Origin of the sequence: Dyella sp. 2HG41-7, from assembly GCF_021390675.1 — a bacterium.
Lineage (GTDB): Bacteria > Pseudomonadota > Gammaproteobacteria > Xanthomonadales > Rhodanobacteraceae > Dyella_B.
This window is the reverse complement of the sequence record NZ_JAJEJV010000003.1, coordinates 172,959-190,608: the sequence shown is the minus strand read 5'-3', so window position 1 is coordinate 190,608 and position 17,650 is coordinate 172,959. Positions and strand designations below refer to the sequence as shown.

Sequence of the window (17,650 nt, the reverse complement as noted above, 5' to 3'; positions counted from 1 at the left end):
GGCCTGATCGCACGATTTGCGTGGCCTGTGCCGGGGCAGTTTGCGCGACAGCGCTACATGACGTGGATCAACCCGATCACGGCCAGGACGGCGAACAGGAAGATGATCACGAAGATCGCAAACAGCACCTTGGCGATGGTGGCGGCGACACCGGACAGCGTGCCGAAGCCCAACCAACCGGACAGAAGCGAAATAATCGCGAAAATGATGGCCCACTTAAGCATGCGTCGTTCTCCTGCGTACGCACCGCGGTGACTGCATCTAATCGTGATGGGTGTGAAGGCAGCGCCACAGAGGCGCTGCCGGAGGAGACATCAGCCGCCGAGGCGCGCTTTGATGCGCGCGGAAACCTGGCCCATGTCGGCGCGGCCGGCGGTCTTGGTTTTGACCAGCGCGACCACTTTGCCCATATCGCGCGCGCTGCTCGCGCCGGATTCGGCGATAGCGGCGTCGATCATGGCGTCGACCTCGGCTTCGCTGAGCTTGGCGGGCAGGTAGGTTTCGATGATGGCCATTTCCGCGCGTTCGACATCGGCCAGGTCTTCGCGGCCGGCGGCGGCGTATTGGCTGACCGAGTCTTTGCGCTGCTTGACCATCTTTTCCAGCACGGCGATGACCTGGGTGTCGTCCAGCACGATGCGTTCGTCCACTTCGCGCTGCTTGATCGCGGCCAGGATCAGGCGGATCACACCTAGGCGAGCCTTCTCGCCGCCGCGCATGGCGGTCTTCATGTCTTCGGTGATCGTTTCTTTCAAGCTCATAGCGTCACCCTCTGAAGAAATCTAAATTTCGGAAAGCACAAAGCCGACGTTGCGGGGCAACGTCGGCTAGTGCAAGTGCCTTGCTGGCAGCGGCTGCGGAAGGTCGCGCCGGCTGCGAACGCTGAAAGAGTGCGGCGCAGGACGCGCCCGAACTCTGGATGCCCGCCTCAGCGGGCCATGCGCTCAGTACAGGCGGGTCTTGCGCGACACGTCACGCGACAGACGACGCAGATGACGCTTCACGGCAGCGGCGCGCTTGCGCTTGCGTTCCTGAGTCGGCTTTTCGTAGAACTCGCGCTTACGGGTCTCGGCGAGAACGCCGGCCTTTTCGCAGGTGCGCTTGAAGCGACGCAGGGCGAGTTCGAACGGCTCGTTCTCGCGGACTTTTACGCTGGGCATGGAAACTCCGGGTAGTAAATGCGCCCGCAAAACCGGGCGAGCCGCAAAGTATACCCGCAGCGCGGTGAAGAATTCAAAGCGCCGCGGCGAAAATAGTGGGATTCGGGGCCGCGCAGTGTCGCATAGGCGCCGAAGTATCGGCAAAATAACGGCTTGGCCGCGAAGTCCTGGCGTTTCGGTGGCCCGTATCCCCTTTTCATCGGCTTCTTTGGACTATGACTACGAGCTTGCGCCCCATTCTGGGTATCGAGACGTCCTGCGACGAAACCGGCGTGGCCTTGCTGCGCTGGGAGCCGCAGTCGCCTGGGCGCGGGCTGTTGTCGCACGCCCTGTATACCCAGGTGAAGCTGCACGCCAACTACGGCGGCGTGGTGCCGGAACTGGCCAGTCGCGATCACGTGCGCAAATTGCTGCCGCTGGTGCGCGAAGCGATGGCGCAGGCGGGGATGACGCCGGCCGATCTGGGCGGCGTGGCTTACACCGCGGGTCCCGGCCTGGTCGGCGCCTTGCTGGTGGGCGCTGCGACGGGGCGCGCTATGGCCTGGGCCTTGGGCGTGCCGGCCATCGGCGTCCACCATATGGAAGGGCATCTGCTGGCGCCCTTGCTGGAAGACGATCCGCCTGAACCGCCGTTTGTCGCCCTGCTGGTGTCCGGCGGGCATTCGATGCTGGTGGAAGTGCAGGGCATCGGGCATTACCGCATCCTGGGCGACACGCTGGACGATGCGGCCGGCGAGGCGTTCGACAAAACCGCCAAACTGATGGGCTTGCCGTATCCGGGCGGACCCGCGCTGGCGGCGTTGGCGGGGCAGGGAAGACCGGGCGTGTTTCGATTTGCGCGTCCAATGACCGATCGCCCCGGCCTCGATTTCAGTTTTTCCGGTTTGAAAACGCAGGTGCTGCTTGCCTGGCAGAAATCCGACCAGAGCGAACAAACGCGCGCCGATATCGCGCGCGCGTTCGAAGAGGCAATTGTCGACACGCTGCTGATCAAATGCCGCCGCGCATTGGCTGAGACCGGCGCGAAGCGCTTGGTGATCGCCGGCGGTGTGGGCGCCAATCGTCGTCTACGCGAAGAACTCGCCGCCGCAGGCGTCAAAGATGGCTTCAAGACCTACTTCCCGCGCTTGCAGTTCTGCACCGACAACGGCGCGATGATTGCGTTGGCCGGCGCGATCCGTCTGGCGCACGGCCAACATCAGGACGAATCGGTGCAAGTGTTCCCGCGTTGGGACTTGCAAACCCTTCCGCCTGCCGCTTGATCGTATCTCTCGTATCCGCGACGCTTGCACGTATGGATATCGTCTTTATCGAAGATTTGCGCATCGACACCGTGATCGGCATCTACGACTGGGAACGGCGCGTGCGCCAGACCTTGTCCTTCGATATCGAAATGGCGTTCGACAACACCGTGCCGGCGGCGAGCGACGACATCGCGAAAACGCTCAACTACAAAGACGTCTCCAAGCGATTGATCGGTTATGTCAGCGAATCGAGTTTCGGTTTGGTGGAAACGTTGGCCGAGCGATGCGCGGAGATTATTCGCGAAGAATTCGGTGTTTCGTGGGTGCGCTTGAAACTTTCCAAGCCTGGCGCCGTGCGTGGCGCAAAAGCCGTAGGTGTACGCATCGAGCGTGGTAAACGGCCCGATTGATGGCACGCGTCTATCTCAGTTTGGGTTCCAATCAGGAACCGCATCGTTATTTGCGTGCTGCGCTTGATGAATTGCGTGCGCGCTTCGGGCATCTCGATGTATCGCCCGCGTATCGCAGCGCGGCGGTCGGTTTCGATGGCGCCGACTTCATCAATCTCGCCGTGGGTATCGACACGGATTTATCGCCGACCGCGCTCAACGACTGGCTGCATGCGCTCGAAGATCGCCACGGCCGTCGCCGCGATGTACCGCGCTATGCCGACCGCACGCTCGATGTCGATATCGTGCTTTATGACAATCTGGTCACGCAGGGGCCGGGGCATCTGGATATTCCGCGCAAGGAGCTGAAGCACGCCTTCGTGCTCAAGCCCATCGCCGATATCGCACCCGCATTGCCGCATCCGGTAAACGGTCACACGATGGCTGAGCTGTGGGCCGCATTTCCGGCGGATAGTGAGCCACTAGCCGTCGAACCTTTGTAGGTTTCGCGCAAGCTCGATAGCTCGGCAATGGCTGTCGCGCAATCTATGCTAGAAAGGACGCCTCACAGGGGAGGGGATGCAATGGCCGGTAAATTTGCACGCAGTTGGGAGTTGTTGAAAGCGAGTGTGGCGGTGCTGCGCTCGGACAAATCATTGCTGATGTTTCCGTTGCTGTCTGGCATTTCCACAATCATCGTGGCAGCGACGTTTCTGATACCGATCGGTTTCGATTTCGTGGACGGTGCGAGCATCCAGGCCTATGGCGAGTCGCACCACTTGCCCGCGCGCTACTACGTCCTGATGTTTCTGTTTTATCTGGTGCAATACACCGTCATCATTTTCTTCAACACAGCGCTCGCCAGTGCGGCGATGCAGCGGCTGCGCGGCGAAACGGTGACCGTGGCCGAAAGCATCGCGGTGGCGAAATCGCGTTTCCCGACCATCCTCGGTTACGCCGTGATTTCCGCCACGGTGGGCATGGTGCTGCGTGCGCTGCAGGAACGCCTGGGGTTCATCGGTCGCATTGTGGTCGGCCTGATCGGTCTTGCCTGGACCGTGGCGACATTCCTCGTCGTGCCAGTCCTGGCGAACGAGGACGTCGGTCCGCTGGAAGCGGTGCAACGCAGCGTGGACATGCTAAAGCGCACCTGGGGCGAGAACCTGATCGGCAACGTGGGCCTGGGCGCCGCATTCGGCCTGATTACCTTCGCGATGATGCTTGTTTCGGTGCTTTTGGTCGTGGCCGCCGCGGCCGCGCATTCGGTCGCGCTGCTGGTGAGCGTGATTGCCATCGTGCTCGTCGGCCTGATCCTGCTGAGCATGATCCAGGCGTCGCTGCAGGGGATTTACGCCGTCGCGCTGTATCGCTACGTCGATGAAGGCGAAGCGGGCGCTGGGTTCGATCAGGCGATGCTGGAACAGGCGTTCCGCCAGCGTCGTTGATCAAATCGAAACGCTGCGCCCGCCGTCGACGCGGATGATCTGTCCGGTGACGAAGGGCGCGTCGCGGAGAAGCCACAGCACGGTGCTGGCGACATCCTCGGGTGCGCCAGCACGTTTCAGCGGTGTGCGTGAAAGCATCGCTTCCTGATCCGCATACGGCTTGCCATCGCTTGGCCACATCACCGCGCCGGGCGCTACGCCGTTGACGCGCACGTCGGGGCCCAGATCCAGCGCCAGCGTCCGCGTCATCGCGGTGAGCGCGGCTTTGGCCATCACATAGATGGGATGCTGCGCCAGCGCGCGCTCCGCATAAATATCGACCAGATTGACGATGGCGCCGCGCGACGCACGCAACACCGGCAGTGCGGCTTGCGCGAGAAAGAACGGCGCTTGCGCGTTGGACGCGAACAACTCGTTCCATTGCGCGGTTGTGGCCGTGCCCAGTGGTGTGGGATAGAACGCGGAGGCGTTGTTGATCAGGGCGTCGAGGCGACCGTAGTGCGATACGGCGGTGTCGATCAGCGCCGGCAACGCTTGCATGTCGGCGAGGTCGGCCTGCAACACGAGCGCACTGTTCGCGCGTTTTGCCGACAATTCGGAGGCAAGCGAATCCGCTTCGGCGACCGAATGGCGACAGTGCAGAACTAGATCGTAGCCGGCGTCGTGCAGCGTGTGTGCGATCACCGCGCCGACGCGTTTGGCGCCGCCGGTGATCAGCGCGACGGGATGCGGCGGATGGGACGACTGCATGCGATGGCTCCCTTTGCGTTGCCGTCATTGACCAGCTTCGCTGTTGAAAAGCGTCTCGGCGAAGGCCGGAATCCAGTAAAAATGCGTTGTGCGACGCACGCAACATAGAAATGTTGTGTCCTTCGGACGCACATTAAACTGGATTCCGGCCTTCGCCGGAATGACGTGAGGCAATAATCGAGCTTCACCGCGTAGCGACGCGTACGGAATCAGTGCAACCGCGTCGCTCGAATATGCTGCGTCGGAATCTCGGCCTCTTCGTCCGCCTCGTCTGTGCCGATCTCGCTTTTCAGCATGGCGATCGCCGTCGCCGCCACTTGCCGCGTGTCGTAATACGCGTACCCACCCACGCCGATGGCGCCGATCACCGGCATCCAGCGGGACAAGCCTTCACCCAGCGCGCGCTGCGTCACTTTCACGCCGATCTGCTTGGCGATGCGTTCGATCACGCCATACGACACGCGCCGGAAAATCAGACGATCGCCCAGTCGCACCACCAGATCGCGAAACGCCTGCGCGGACGTGTGCCGGAACAGGCACCACAGCATCTGCTCGCGCCCTAGCTCGGCGTGTTTGCCGTAGGCAGCAGCGATATCGCTGACCAGTTGCGCCTGGATTTTCCAGATCGAAATCAGCTCCGGCAGGATGGTCAGCCAACCCAGCGGACCTGGCGGCAAGGCGAGCGTGCCGGCCGTCAGCGCGGCGCGTTTTGCGGCGCGTTGCGTGAGGCGGCGCGCTTCGACGTCGGGATCGCCTTGCGTGTGAACTTTGCTGTCGGGAATCTGGCTGATGAAATCCAGAATGGCGCGTGTGACCCGGTTGCTCGCATCGTCCTGCGTAACGACGGCAGGTAGGTTGGCGCTCGGTCGTATCGGATTGGGCTCGGTCATACCGCGCTCCGGAGGGACAGACCGGACGATCATAGTCCCGCGATGTGAGGCGCTGATGAGGGCGGCATAAACCATCGCGTGGGAAGCGTGACTTCTGGGACGGTCGTTCCGGTGATTTGGATATGTTATAACATATCGTCTCTGCCGCCCCGATCAACTTCGCCCAAGTCCCCGCATGAAACTGACCCCGCTCGCTCTCGGTTTAAGCCTCGCGTTTTATGCCATCGCCGGTTATGCCGGCACCGTCACGACCACCCCCAGCCAGCCTGTCGACGGGACGACCGCCTCGTCCAATACGACAACGCCGCAACCCGCGACCAGCGACGCTGCGAATGGCGACGACGCCAATGCGAGCGGCTCGCGCAATCGCCGTGCGGAGAAAGTGAAAGAGCTTGGCGCTATTAGCGTGTCCGCTGCCTTGGATGCGACGCGCAACAGCTTGTCGCCCGATACCGGCAGCAGCCAATACGTGATCACGGCGCAGAATATTCAGGCCTTGCCGCTGGGCGATTCCACGCCGGTGAATCAGGTGCTGCTGCAAGCGCCAGGCGTGGTGCAGGATTCCTACGGCGGGCTGCATGTGCGCGGCGATCACGCCAATCTGCAGTATCGCGTCAACGGCATCATGTTGCCGGAATCGATTTCCGGTTTCGGTCAAACGCTCGACGCGCGCACCATTCAAAGCATCAAACTGCTCGACGGCGCGTTGCCGGCGCAATACGGCGAACGCACGGCGGCGGTGGTGGATATCACCACCAAGAGCGGCGCGGATCTCGGCAACGGTGGCGTGGTCGGCATCACCGGCGGATCCTTTGGCACCGTTAATCCGTATGCATCGCTGTGGGGCAATAACGGCAAGTGGAGTTACTTCTTCACCGCCAATTACATGGAAAACAACGTCGGTATCGAAAATCCGACGTCGAGCCGCAATCCCATTCACGACCGCACGAATCAGGTGAAAGTGTTCGGCGATATCAGCTACCTGATCGACAACGACACGCGCGTGAGCTTTCTGTTCGGCGTAACGAATAACCGCTTCCAGATTCCGAACAATCCCGATCAAACGCCTCAGTTTGGCTACCTCGATATCACCGATTTCAAGTCCGCCGACTTGAACGAACGCCAGGACGAGCAGACGCGCTTCGGCACATTGGCCTTGCAAGGTAAGTTCGGCAATACCGCGTATCAGGTGTCGGTGGGGCAGCGTTACAGCGGGTTGCAGTATTACCCCGACGATGTCGGCGATCTGATGTTTAACGGCGTGGCGGGGCAGATCAACCAAGTCGATCGCGCTTCGACATTGCAGGCGGATTTCTCGATGCCGTGGGGCGAGTCGCACACGTTGCGCTACGGCGGCTACTACGAATTCGATCGCGCCGCGACCAACACCAATTCGCTCGTGTTTCCCACCAGTCCCGATGGCAGTCAGGCGAGCACGGTGCCGTTCAATATCTTCACCGGCGATCGCATTCTCGCGAAAACGGCCGCCGCGTATATCCAGGACGAGTGGGATATCAACGACAGCTGGACGCTCAACTACGGCCTGCGCGGCGATCGTTACACGGCGTTCCGCGAAGAAAGTCAGCTGAGTCCGCGCGTCGGCGTGGTATGGCAAGCGACCGACGGCACCACCTTGCACGCCGGTTATTCGCGCTACTTCACGCCGCCGCAAACCGAGCTGATTTCCAGTCAGAACATCGACGCGTTCGCCGGCACCACCAATGCGGTGAAGAACTACGGCAACAACACGCCGCTGACCGAACGTTCCAATTACTTCGATCTGGGCGTGTCGCAAAACCTCGGATCGGATTGGACGCTGGGGCTGGATACGTACTACCGCAAGGTCGATCGCCTGCAGGACGAAGGCCAGTTCGGTACGGCGCTGGTGTATTCCACGTTCAACTACAAAGACGGCCGGGTGCGCGGTGCGGAATTCAGCCTGACGTACAACCATGGCCCGGTGTCCGCGTATTTCAACGCGGCGTACAGCCGCGCGATGGGCAAGGATGTAATCACCGGTCAGTACAACTTCGCGCCGGATGAATTGGCATATATCGCCGACAACTTTATCCACCTCGATCACGACCAGAAACTGACGTCATCCGGTGGCGTGAGTTATGCGTTCAACGACAACACTAAGGTCGGCGCCGATTATCTGTTCGGCAGCGGCTTGCGCGAAGAAGGTCTAACGCCGAACGGGCTGTCGCTGCCGTACTACTTCCAGCTCAATCTCAACGTATCGCACGACTTCCAATTCGACGGCTTCGGCAAGTTGCATACGCAGTTGGCGGTGATCAACGCATTGGATCGTACGTACGAGCTGCGCAGCGGCACGGGTGTGGGCGTGGGCGCGCCGCAGTTCGGCCCGCGGCGCGGGTTGTATCTGACGCTGGAAAAACCTTTCAGTTTCTGACTGGACGGCGATAACCCCTCTTCGCAGCGAAAAGGGGTTCGATCAATGCGCCGTCGTTTCGGGTTGTGCGCCGTCGTGGCGTAACGCCAAGCCTTTTAGAATGTTCAACGCTTGCGACAACGTGTAATCGCTCGTTGCAAGCTTGGCGTTTTCCGCGCTGCCGTCGTTGTTGATGCCGTCGCCGTTCGCGGCGACTTCGTTAGCCAGATGGTGCGGCAAGTCGGCTTCGGAGCTGATCGGATTTTGCGAGTCGTCCACCTTGGCGACGGTAAGGTCGGCCAAAGGAATGTCGGGCTTGATACCTTCGGCCTGAATCGACGTGCCGTTAGGCGTGTAATAGCGCGCCGTGGTGAGCTTGACCGCGTGATCGGAATCCAGCGGCAACACCGTCTGCACGACGCCTTTGCCGAACGTGCGACGACCGACGATCAGCGCGCGACGATTGTCCTTGAGCGCGCCGGACACGATTTCCGCGGCGGATGCCGTGCCGTTATCGGTCAGCACCACCATCGATGCGCCGTTGAGCAGATCGCCGGCATGCGCGCTGAACGTGAGGTTGGAATCGGGCAGGCGGCCGCGCGTGGTGACGATGGCGCCCGAATCGAGGAAGTCGTCGCTCACCGACACCGCCGCAGTGAGCAGCCCGCCTGGATTGGAGCGCAGATCGAGGATCGCGCCTTTCTGCGGGCCGCTCTTCTGCAGCAGCGCGCCGAGTTTCTTCTCCAGATCGCCTGCGGTGTCATCCTGGAATTGGCTGATGCGGATATAGACGTAACCGGGTTCGAGTTCGCGCACTTTCACGCTGGTCATCGAGATGCGCTCGCGCGTCATCGTCAAATTGATGGGCTGATCGGCTTTCTCGTGCAGGATGCCGAGCGTGATCTTGCTGCCGGGATCGCCACGCAGCGCATCGAACATGCTGTCGATGTTGTCGGGCGTGATCACCTTCCCGTTCACGGCGGTGATGATGTCGCCGGGCTTGATGCCGGCGCGCGATGCGGGCGTGTCGTCGATCGGCGAGACGATCTTCAGCATGCCGTTGTCTTCCATCACCTCGATACCGAGGCCGCCGTACTGACCGGTGGTGTCTTCGTTGAGTTCTTGCAGGCCTTCTTTATCGAGATACGCGCTGTGCGGATCGAGGCCGGCGAGCATGCCTTTGATCGCATCGTTCATCAGCGTTTTGCTGTCGACTTTTTCGACGTAAGCCTGGCGAATGATTTGGTACACGTGCGCGAAGTTGCGCACGTCGTCCATGCTGACCTGGTCCGCCGGCGCCGCGCTGCTGGATGCCTTCGCCGGCGCGGCATCCTTATCGGCTGCTGCCGCGTCGGGTGCCGCCTGCGCGTGCAACATCGGCGCCGCCAACAGCAGGGCGAGCAGGCAAGGACGGGGGAAACGCATGGGGCAGGCTCCGCAAAGATGATGAGGCGATGGTTCCTAGACCGCTCGGAATCATCAGAATTCAGCCATCAGAATACGCCGATCTTGATGAGTTAGACGTTTCAGGTTGGCGTGATTTCTGTCGAAACCATGTCGATATCAGCGCTTCTGGCTGAGCCAGGAACGTGGATCGACCGGTCTGCCGTCGTGGCGCAGCTCGAAATACACCCCGGTGCTGTCGCTGGTGCTCAGCATGGCCGTTCCCAGCACCTCGCCGGCGGTTACGTCGTCGCCGACGCCGTGCGTCAGGGTTTCGTTGTTGCCGTACATGCTTAGCCAGCCGTTGCCGTGGCTGAGGATGATCAGCTGGCCGTAGCCGCGCATAAAGTGAGCGTAGACCACCCGACCTGGCGCCACGGCGCGCACGTCCGCGCCCTGGGGCGAGGTAATCAGCACGCCGTTGCCGAACGTGTGGACAGCACCCGGCGCGGGCCAGGGAAGGTTGCCGCGGATATTGGCCAGCGTCTTACCCGGCCCGCCGAGAGGCACCGTCGGATTGGCGCGGGCTTTCCTGGCGGCTTCACGCGCGGCATCGTCAATGGCTTTTTGCAGTTTCACTAGCAACTCGTCCAGCGACTGCGCGTTCTGCTTCATGGCGCCCAGCTTCTGCGCCTCGTTCTTGTATTGCGCGTCGATCTGGTTGGCGAGCTGCTGCTGCGATTTGCGTTGCTGTTGCAGGTCCGCGACCTGTTGCTGGCGCTGCGCGCGGGTGGCTTGCAGCGCTTGTTGCTCGGCGGTGATCTGGTTTTCCAGGTCCTGCAGATTGGTCAGCTCCGTCATCAGCTGCTGCACTTTCTGCACGCGGTCTTGCTGGAAGTATTTGGAATAAGCCAGCGAGCGGGCGATACGCGCGATGTCTTCGTCACCCAGCAGCAACCGCAAGTCCGAGCCCTTGCCGAGCGCATACGTGGCGCGCAGGAGATCGGCGATCGCGGCGCGCTGGCTGGTCAGGCTTTGATTGAGTGCCGTTCGTTGCGTTTGCAACTGATCGAGCTGCTGTTGCTTGGCGGCGATCTGCGCATCGGTGTCGCGCACCGTCTTGGCCGCGGCGGATACGGCGTCGGATTGTTTCGCCAGCGTGGCGTTGGCGCTGTCCCGGCGTGCGGCGGTGTCTGCCTGTTCCTTGGTCAGCGCCTGCATCTTGGCGCGCAGGTCGGCGAGCTGCTGCTTCGCTTGGGCCTGCTGGCTTTCGGCCTTGGCGTCTTGCGCGGCTCGAACAGGTACGAAGCCGGTGAATAGGGTCATTGCAAAGGCAATGAGGACAAAAACGAGTGGGCGGAAGGCGCGGTTGAGTGTCGGCATGCGGCGAATTATGTCCGAGCTGGACTCATCCGGGGAGATGGCGCAAATGGCTTGTTTATGCGCTCCCACGGAGATTCGAGTTCGACTGGTCTGTTAGCGCGTGCTGGTACGCCTAACATTCGTTTTTCATTTGGACGTCTAGGCGGCTTTGACGCGACGCACAAGTTGTGCGTAAAGTCGGGCTGTAGCCTCTCTCGTAGCTGCCTGCCGATCCTTCGACGGCAGGCTGTCTGCGCCTCAGAGAATCCGGAGTAAAGCTAAGGAGGAAGATGGTCATGTCGGTGGCACCGCGTATGTACGACGCCAGTTTTGAGCACGATAGCTGCGGCTTTGGTCTGGTTGCCCAGATCGACGGCCGCGCCAGCAAATGGGTCGTCGATACCGCGTTCACGGCACTGGCCAAACTTTCCCATCGCGGCGGCGTGAATGCCGATGGCGTCACCGGCGACGGCTGCGGCGTGCTTATCCATCATCCGCAGTCGTGGTTGCGCGCGATGGCGGTGGAAGCCGGCATCGCGCTCAGTGAACGCTTCGCGGCCGGTTTGGTGTTTCTCGACAGGGCTGACAGCGACGCCGCCAAAGTGCTGCATCGCTGCGTGGCCGACGAGCGTCTGCGCGTGGCGGGCTGGCGCGACGTGGCGGTGAACGAGGACGCCTGCGGCCCGCTCTCTGCGGCCGCCAAGCCGGTGGTGCGGCAGATTTTCATCAACGCCGCCGACGACATGGACGATGCGAGCTTCGAGCGCGCGTTGTTCCGTGCGCGTCGCCGCGCCGAAGTGGCGGCGACCGACGATGCGCAGTTCTATGTGGTGTCGTTGTCGGCGCAAGTCATCGGCTACAAAGCGATGGCGGCGCCTGGCCACCTGCGCGACGTGTTCCCCGATCTGCGCCATGCTGCGTTGGTTTCCGACGCGGTGGTGTTCCATCAGCGCTTCTCCACCAACACCACGCCGCAGTGGCGTTTGGCGCAACCGTTCCGCTTGCTGGCGCACAACGGCGAGATCAATACGATCCGCGCCAACAGGCGATGGATGCAGACGCGCGCCCATATCTGGCGTTCGCCGCTGGTCGAGTTGGGCGACATCGGCCCGCTGGTGCGTCAGAACGGCTCTGACTCGGAAAGCCTCGATAACGCGCTCGAGCTGCTGCTCGCTGGCGGATTGGACATGCTCGCGGCAATGCGCGTGCTGGTGCCGCCGGCCTTCGCGGCGCGCGAAGGCATCGACGAAGATCTCGCGGCGTTCTACGAGTACTACGCCTTGCACAGCGAACCGTGGGACGGTCCGGCCGGCTTGGTGATGTGCGACGGTCGTTATGCGGTGTGTACGCTCGATCGCAACGGTTTGCGTCCGGCGCGTTGGGCGTTGTCCGACGACAATCATTTGATTGTCGCGTCCGAAGCCGGTTTGTGGGATGTGGCGAGCGCACGCGTAATCGCGAAGGGACGCCTCGCGCCAGGCGAAATGATCGCCGTGGATTTCAAAGCGCATCGTTTGCTACGCGATACCGATATCGACGAGATCAACCGCAAGCGCGCGCCGTATCGCGACTGGTTGCGCGCTGGCGTGAGCTATCTGGAATCGGATCTGATCGATCCGTCGCTGGCGGCCGAGCCATTGGCGGCAGATCAATTGCGCTGCTATCAAAAACTCTACGGCTTGTCGCGCGAAGAACGCGAAACGGTGCTGAAAGTGATTGCGGAACTGGAAGCGGAAGCGACCGGCTCGATGGGCGACGACACGCCGATCGCCGCGATGTCGCGCCAGGTGCGTCCCGTGTTCGACCGTTTCCGCCAGGCGTTTGCGCAGGTCACCAATCCGCCGATCGATCCGTTGCGCGAAAAGCTGGTGATGTCGCTGGTGACGCAGATCGGTCCGGAAGGCAACGTGTTCGATCTGAAGCCGGAGAACGCGAAGCAGATCCTGATCAACTCGCCGGTGCTTTCGCAACGCAAATTGCGTCAGCTGTTGGCGATGCCGCAATACGCGAACGCGCCGCGCTTCGACTTGATGTACGAGCCGGAAGAAGGCTTGGAAGCCGCGTTGCGTCGCTTATGCAGGGAAGTGGCGCAAGTCGTGCGCGACGGTTGCGCGATGGTGTTTCTGAGCGACCGTTATCCGCAGAAAGATTTGCTGCCGATTCATTCCTTGCTGGCGACCGGCGCCGTGCATGCGCATCTGATCGAGGAAGGATTGCGCTGCCAGTGCAACATCCTGGTCGAAACCGCCACGCCGCGCGATCCGCATCAGTTCGCTTGCTTGATCGGCTTCGGCGCGACGGCGATCTATCCGTGGCTCGCGTATCAGAGCCTGTTCGAACTGGGACGCGAAGGCCATATCGAGGGCGATCGCGCGGAAATCGGGCGCAGTTATCGTCGCGGCATTCGTAAAGGCTTGTTGAAGATTTTGTCGAAGATGGGCATCTCCACCGTGGCGGGTTATCGCGGTGCGCAGCTGTTCGAAATTGTCGGTTTGTCGCCGGATGTCGTGGAACTGTGTTTCCCGGGTACGCCGTCGCGCGTCGGCGGCGCAGGCTTCGCCGAGTTGGAACACGAGCAGCGCCTGCTCGCCGCTGAAGCGTGGAACGAAGCATTGCCGCTGCGTGCCGGCGGTCTCTATAAATACGTGCACGGCGGCGAGTACCACATGTACAACCCCGACGTGATCGCCACGTTGCAGAAGGCGGTGCGCACGGGCAACCCCGCAGACTATCGCGCGTACGCCGATTTTGTGGATCATCGTCCGCCGTCGGCATTGCGTGATCTGTTGGGTTTCAAATCCACCGACGCATCGATTCCGCTGGAAGAAGTCGAATCCGTCGACGCGGTCCTGAAGCGCTTCGATTCGGCCGGTATGTCGTTGGGTGCGTTGTCGCCCGAAGCGCACGAAGCGTTGGCGATCGCGATGAACCGTCTCGGCGCGCGCAGCAATTCCGGCGAAGGCGGTGAAGATCCCGCGCGTTACGGCACCGAGCGTGCGTCGAAGATCAAGCAGGTGGCGTCCGGTCGTTTCGGCGTTACGCCGGCGTATCTCGTCAATGCGGAAGTGCTGCAGATCAAGATCGCGCAAGGCGCCAAGCCGGGCGAGGGCGGTCAGCTGCCGGGCCATAAAGTGGACGCCACGATTGCGCGTCTGCGTTACGCCAAGCCGGGCATCGGCCTGATTTCGCCGCCGCCGCATCACGACATCTATTCCATCGAAGACCTGGCCGAACTGATTCACGATTTGAAAGAAGTGAATCCCGAAGCGCTGGTGTCGGTGAAATTGGTATCGCACGCGGGTGTCGGCACGGTGGCCGCCGGCGTGGTGAAGGCGGGCGCGGATCTGATCACGGTCAGTGGACACGACGGTGGCACCGGCGCAAGTCCGCTGACGTCGATCAAATACGCAGGCACGCCGTGGGAGCTGGGCCTAGCGGAAACGCAACAGACTTTGCGTCGCAACGATTTGCGTGGCCGCGTGCGTCTGCAGGCCGACGGTGGTTTGAAGACGGGCCTGGATGTGGTGAAAGCCGCTGCGCTGGGCGCGGAGAGTTTTGGTTTCGGCACCGGCCCGATGGTGGCGCTGGGCTGCAAATATCTGCGCATCTGTCACTTGAACAATTGCGCCACCGGCGTGGCTACGCAGCATCCCGTGTTGCGCAAAGATCACTTCGTTGGCTTGCCCGAAATGGTGATGAACTACTTCACCTTTGTCGCGCAGGACGTGCGCGCGCATTTGGCGCGACTCGGCGTGCGCACGTTGGGTGAATTGGTGGGGCGCACGGATCTGTTGGAACAGATCGACGGCGTGACGCCCGTGCAGCACAAACTCGATCTCGCACCGCTGATCGACGGTACGGGATTGAGCGCGCGCAGCGATTTCGCATGCACGCTCGCACGCAATCCGATGCGCGATGACGCCGAACTGGCGTCACGAATCGCGGCCGACACGGCGGCGGCGGTAGCGAGCAAGGGAGGCGGCGCGTTCGCCTATCGCATCGAAAATACCGATCGCGCCATCGGCGCGCGCTTGTCCGGCGATGTCGCGCGTCGGCATGGCGATCACGGCATGGATGCGCATCCAATCGAATTGAAGCTGGAAGGCGCGGCGGGACAAAGTCTCGGCGCTTGGAACGCGGGCGGCGTGCATATCGAGCTGATCGGCGAAGCCAACGATGGCGTCGGCAAAGGCATGGCCGGCGGTCGCATTGTGGTTCGTCCGCCTGCGGATGCGCCGTATGCGAGTCAAGATGCGGCGATCATCGGCAACACGTGTTTGTACGGCGCGACCGATGGCGAGCTGTATGCCGCAGGTCGCGCGGGCGAACGCTTCGCCGTGCGCAATTCCGGCGCGCTTGCGGTCGTCGAAGGTGCAGGCGATCACTGCTGCGAATACATGACGGGCGGCGTCGTCGCTGTGCTCGGCAAGGTTGGTCTCAACTTCGGTGCGGGTATGACCGGCGGCTTTGCTTACGTGCTCGATATCGAGCGCGATTTCGTCGACTGCTACAACCACGAGCTGGTCGACATTCTGCGTATCTCGCCGGAGGGGATGGAAAACTACATGCAGCATCTGCGGAGATTGGTCACCCGCCACGTCGAATTGACCGGCAGCGAATGGGGTCGGCAGATTCTGCGCGACTTCCGCGGCCTGCAATACAAATTTTGGCTGGTGAAACCGAAAGCCGCGAGCCTCGCCGTGCTGGCCGAAGAACTGCGGAGGGCGGCATGAGCGCAAAACTTTTCCAATTCCTGGATGTGCCGCGACAGCCGCCGCGCACGGTTCCCGTTGCGGTGCGCGTGTTGGGTTACGGTGAAATCGGCGGTGACTTCGCCATGCCGCAAGCGTCCACGCAGGCGGAACGTTGCATCGATTGCGGCAATCCGTATTGCGAGCACGCGTGTCCGGTGCACAACTACATTCCCAACTGGCTGAAGCTGGTTCAGCAAGGTCGCATTCTGGAAGCGGCGACCTTGATGCACGAAACCAATCCGCTACCTGAAATTTGCGGACGCGTGTGCCCGCAGGATCGACTGTGCGAAGGCGCTTGCACGCTGGAGCAGACGGCCTTCGGTTCGGTGACGATCGGCAGCATCGAGCGCTGGGTGACCGACGAAGCATTCCGCCAAGGTTGGCGTCCGGACCTTTCCAATGTGCGCGAAACCGGTCATCGCGTCGCCGTGATCGGCGCGGGTCCTGCAGGCCTTGCCTGCGCGGATCGCTTGCGTCGCGAAGGCATCGCCGTCGATGTCTACGATCGCCATCGCGAAATCGGCGGTCTGCTGACGTTCGGCATTCCGCCCTTCAAGTTGGACAAGGGCGTGGTGCGCACGCGTCGCGATGTGCTCGAAGGGATGGGCGTGCGTTTCGTGCTCGGCAAAGACATCGGGCGCGATGTGGCATTCGAATCGTTGCTTGAGGAATACGACGCGGTATTCGTCGGTACCGGTGCGTATACGTTCGTCGACGGAAAACTGCCGGGACACGCGCTGCAAGGCGTGCACGATGCGTTGCCGTTCCTGATCGCCAATACCGAACGGCTGATGCGCGACGAGCCGGCTTCGATGTTCGATTTCCACGGCAAGCATGTCGTCGTCCTAGGTGGCGGCGACACTGGTATGGATTGCAATCGCACCGCGATTCGCCTCGGCGCCGCGTCGGTCACCTGCGTATACCGTCGCGATGAAGCGAGCATGCCCGGCTCCGCGCGCGAAGTGAATTACAGTCGTGAAGAGGGTGTTTCTTTCCTATTTCATCGTCAGCCAATGGCGATTCTCGATGACGGCAATGGCCAGGTGCGCGGTGTGCGTGTTGTGGAAACGCGTTTGGTCGATAGCGGAGATGGACGTCCAAAACCGCAGAACATTCCCGGCACCGAATCGGAGATCGCCGCTGACGTGGTGATTCAATCGTTCGGTTTTCTGCCCAGCCCACCGGAATGGTTGACTGCACATGGCGTGCAACTGGCGTCGTCCGGCAAAGTGATCACCGGTGCGCACGGCAGACTGCCGCATCAAACCAGTCATCCGAAAATTTTCGCCGGCGGCGACAACGTGCGTGGTGCGGACCTGGTTGTGCGCGCGGTGTACGACGGGCGCGAGGCGGCGAAAAGCATCGCCAACATGCTGGTGAGCGAGCCGGCGAAAACCACCGTGGCCGTGGGTTAAAACCTACCGCGTTACCCACTCAATCGTTGCGACCAAGCCTGTTTCCCATTTCGAGCGGAAACAGGCTTAGTTCTATGCGGCCCAATGGGGGGGGCATTCCGGACGGGTCCGTCGATCCGCATGGGGGGCTTTCCGGCCGGGTTTTTCGATCAGTCTCTGTGCGAAATGCCTGGAAACGGGTTAAGGCGGCGCTCACATTTGTCGTAAAATATTGCGATTTCGTCATGGAACGGTAACGCATGAACACGTGCTATTTCGATAAATCTCGTTCCAGACAGGCCTATTAGGCGGTTTAACTTCAAGCATCACCTTACGACGGGCATTCGTAATATTTTACGTGATGTTAAGGACTTGTCGGATGGTTCCGAGGTGTGGAAGACTTCGGCCTCGTGTCCCCACACGCCCAACTCCCCCTTTCCCGCAAAAACCCTTAGTTGGGCGAATTACAACTCGCTGTACCTTGGAG

14 protein-coding genes are annotated in these 17,650 nt (G+C 61.5%); 7 read left to right on the top strand and 7 right to left on the bottom strand.

Translation table 11 applies throughout. The features are described from left to right. Window positions 1–53: 53 nt before the first annotated feature. The 3 genes from L0U79_RS00815 to rpsU all read right to left on the bottom strand — a co-directional run bounded on the left by L0U79_RS00815 (window position 54) and on the right by rpsU (window position 1,160). Window positions 54–224 (bottom strand): DUF1328 domain-containing protein, encoded by a 171-nt coding sequence (locus L0U79_RS00815; protein ID WP_233839981.1) that lies wholly within the window; start codon window positions 222–224, stop codon window positions 54–56. A 90-nt stretch (window positions 225–314) separates the two neighbouring features. After that, a complete protein-coding gene (locus L0U79_RS00810) occupies window positions 315–761 on the bottom strand; it encodes a GatB/YqeY domain-containing protein (protein WP_233839980.1) in 447 nt (148 codons plus the stop codon). Between the two features lie 183 nt (window positions 762–944). Continuing rightward, window positions 945–1,160 (bottom strand): 30S ribosomal protein S21, encoded by a 216-nt coding sequence (gene rpsU / locus L0U79_RS00805; RefSeq protein WP_115477777.1) that lies wholly within the window; start codon window positions 1,158–1,160, stop codon window positions 945–947. Between the two features lie 215 nt (window positions 1,161–1,375). Between rpsU and tsaD the strand changes: the two genes are divergently transcribed. From tsaD to L0U79_RS00785, 4 genes are all read left to right on the top strand, one after another. Next, window positions 1,376–2,422, top strand: a complete 1,047-nt coding sequence (gene tsaD / locus L0U79_RS00800; RefSeq protein WP_233839979.1) for a tRNA (adenosine(37)-N6)-threonylcarbamoyltransferase complex transferase subunit TsaD — start codon at window positions 1,376–1,378, stop codon at window positions 2,420–2,422. Between the two features lie 32 nt (window positions 2,423–2,454). After that, window positions 2,455–2,814 (top strand): dihydroneopterin aldolase, encoded by a 360-nt coding sequence (gene folB, locus L0U79_RS00795; RefSeq protein ID WP_233839978.1) that lies wholly within the window; start codon window positions 2,455–2,457, stop codon window positions 2,812–2,814. Next, on the top strand, window positions 2,814–3,296 hold the full coding sequence (gene folK, locus L0U79_RS00790) for a 2-amino-4-hydroxy-6-hydroxymethyldihydropteridine diphosphokinase (protein ID WP_233839977.1): 483 nt from the start codon (window positions 2,814–2,816) through the stop codon (window positions 3,294–3,296). The genes folB and folK overlap by 1 nt, the downstream gene beginning before the upstream one ends. 81 nt (window positions 3,297–3,377) lie before the next feature. After that, window positions 3,378–4,238: a DUF6159 family protein gene (locus tag L0U79_RS00785; protein ID WP_233839976.1), complete on the top strand. Its 861-nt coding sequence runs from the start codon at window positions 3,378–3,380 to the stop codon at window positions 4,236–4,238. On the opposite strand, the gene L0U79_RS00780 is transcribed toward L0U79_RS00785, so the two are convergent. Together L0U79_RS00780 and L0U79_RS00775 are read right to left on the bottom strand one after the other, a co-directional pair. Further along, on the bottom strand, window positions 4,239–4,988 hold the full coding sequence (locus L0U79_RS00780; protein WP_233839975.1) for a pteridine reductase: 750 nt from the start codon (window positions 4,986–4,988) through the stop codon (window positions 4,239–4,241). A 209-nt stretch (window positions 4,989–5,197) separates the two neighbouring features. Then, window positions 5,198–5,878, bottom strand: a complete 681-nt coding sequence (locus L0U79_RS00775) for an EcsC family protein (protein WP_233839974.1) — start codon at window positions 5,876–5,878, stop codon at window positions 5,198–5,200. Window positions 5,879–6,053: 175 nt separating this feature from the next. On the opposite strand from L0U79_RS00775, the gene L0U79_RS00770 reads away from it, so the two are divergent. Continuing rightward, complete coding sequence (locus L0U79_RS00770) at window positions 6,054–8,291, top strand: TonB-dependent receptor (RefSeq protein WP_233839973.1); 2,238 nt, start codon at window positions 6,054–6,056, stop codon at window positions 8,289–8,291. Between the two features lie 42 nt (window positions 8,292–8,333). Here the strand turns inward: L0U79_RS00770 and L0U79_RS00765 are convergent, their stop codons facing one another. After that, window positions 8,334–9,695, bottom strand: coding sequence for a S41 family peptidase (locus L0U79_RS00765; RefSeq protein ID WP_233839972.1), 1,362 nt, complete (start codon window positions 9,693–9,695; stop codon window positions 8,334–8,336). A gap of 138 nt (window positions 9,696–9,833) precedes the next feature. After that, window positions 9,834–10,979: a peptidoglycan DD-metalloendopeptidase family protein gene (locus L0U79_RS00760; protein ID WP_233839971.1), complete on the bottom strand. Its 1,146-nt coding sequence runs from the start codon at window positions 10,977–10,979 to the stop codon at window positions 9,834–9,836. A 338-nt stretch (window positions 10,980–11,317) separates the two neighbouring features. Here L0U79_RS00760 and gltB point away from each other — a divergent pair, with 338 nt between their 5' ends. Together gltB and L0U79_RS00750 are read left to right on the top strand one after the other, a co-directional pair. After that, window positions 11,318–15,748 carry a glutamate synthase large subunit gene (gene gltB, locus L0U79_RS00755; RefSeq protein ID WP_233840109.1) on the top strand — a complete coding sequence of 1,477 codons (4,431 nt, stop codon included), beginning with the start codon at window positions 11,318–11,320 and terminating at the stop codon, window positions 15,746–15,748. Continuing rightward, window positions 15,745–17,184, top strand: coding sequence for an FAD-dependent oxidoreductase (locus L0U79_RS00750; protein ID WP_233839970.1), 1,440 nt, complete (start codon window positions 15,745–15,747; stop codon window positions 17,182–17,184). The genes gltB and L0U79_RS00750 overlap by 4 nt, the downstream gene beginning before the upstream one ends. Window positions 17,185–17,650 lie beyond the last annotated feature (466 nt).

Bases quoted from the DNA above. Each gene is read 5' to 3' on its own strand.
- L0U79_RS00765 (WP_233839972.1), bottom strand. From the start codon at position 9,695: ATGCGTTTCCCCCGTCCTTGCCTGCTCGCCCTGCTGTTGGCGGCGCCG.
- L0U79_RS00780 (WP_233839975.1), bottom strand. From the start codon at position 4,988: ATGCAGTCGTCCCATCCGCCGCATCCCGTCGCGCTGATCACCGGCGGC.
- L0U79_RS00785 (WP_233839976.1), top strand. From the start codon at position 3,378: ATGGCCGGTAAATTTGCACGCAGTTGGGAGTTGTTGAAAGCGAGTGTG.
- L0U79_RS00770 (WP_233839973.1), top strand. From the start codon at position 6,054: ATGAAACTGACCCCGCTCGCTCTCGGTTTAAGCCTCGCGTTTTATGCC.
- folK (WP_233839977.1), top strand. From the start codon at position 2,814: ATGGCACGCGTCTATCTCAGTTTGGGTTCCAATCAGGAACCGCATCGT.
- L0U79_RS00750 (WP_233839970.1), top strand. From the start codon at position 15,745: ATGAGCGCAAAACTTTTCCAATTCCTGGATGTGCCGCGACAGCCGCCG.
- folB (WP_233839978.1), top strand. From the start codon at position 2,455: ATGGATATCGTCTTTATCGAAGATTTGCGCATCGACACCGTGATCGGC.
- tsaD (WP_233839979.1), top strand. From the start codon at position 1,376: ATGACTACGAGCTTGCGCCCCATTCTGGGTATCGAGACGTCCTGCGAC.
- L0U79_RS00760 (WP_233839971.1), bottom strand. From the start codon at position 10,979: ATGACCCTATTCACCGGCTTCGTACCTGTTCGAGCCGCGCAAGACGCC.
- rpsU (WP_115477777.1), bottom strand. From the start codon at position 1,160: ATGCCCAGCGTAAAAGTCCGCGAGAACGAGCCGTTCGAACTCGCCCTG.
- L0U79_RS00810 (WP_233839980.1), bottom strand. From the start codon at position 761: ATGAGCTTGAAAGAAACGATCACCGAAGACATGAAGACCGCCATGCGC.
- L0U79_RS00775 (WP_233839974.1), bottom strand. From the start codon at position 5,878: ATGACCGAGCCCAATCCGATACGACCGAGCGCCAACCTACCTGCCGTC.
- L0U79_RS00815 (WP_233839981.1), bottom strand. From the start codon at position 224: ATGCTTAAGTGGGCCATCATTTTCGCGATTATTTCGCTTCTGTCCGGT.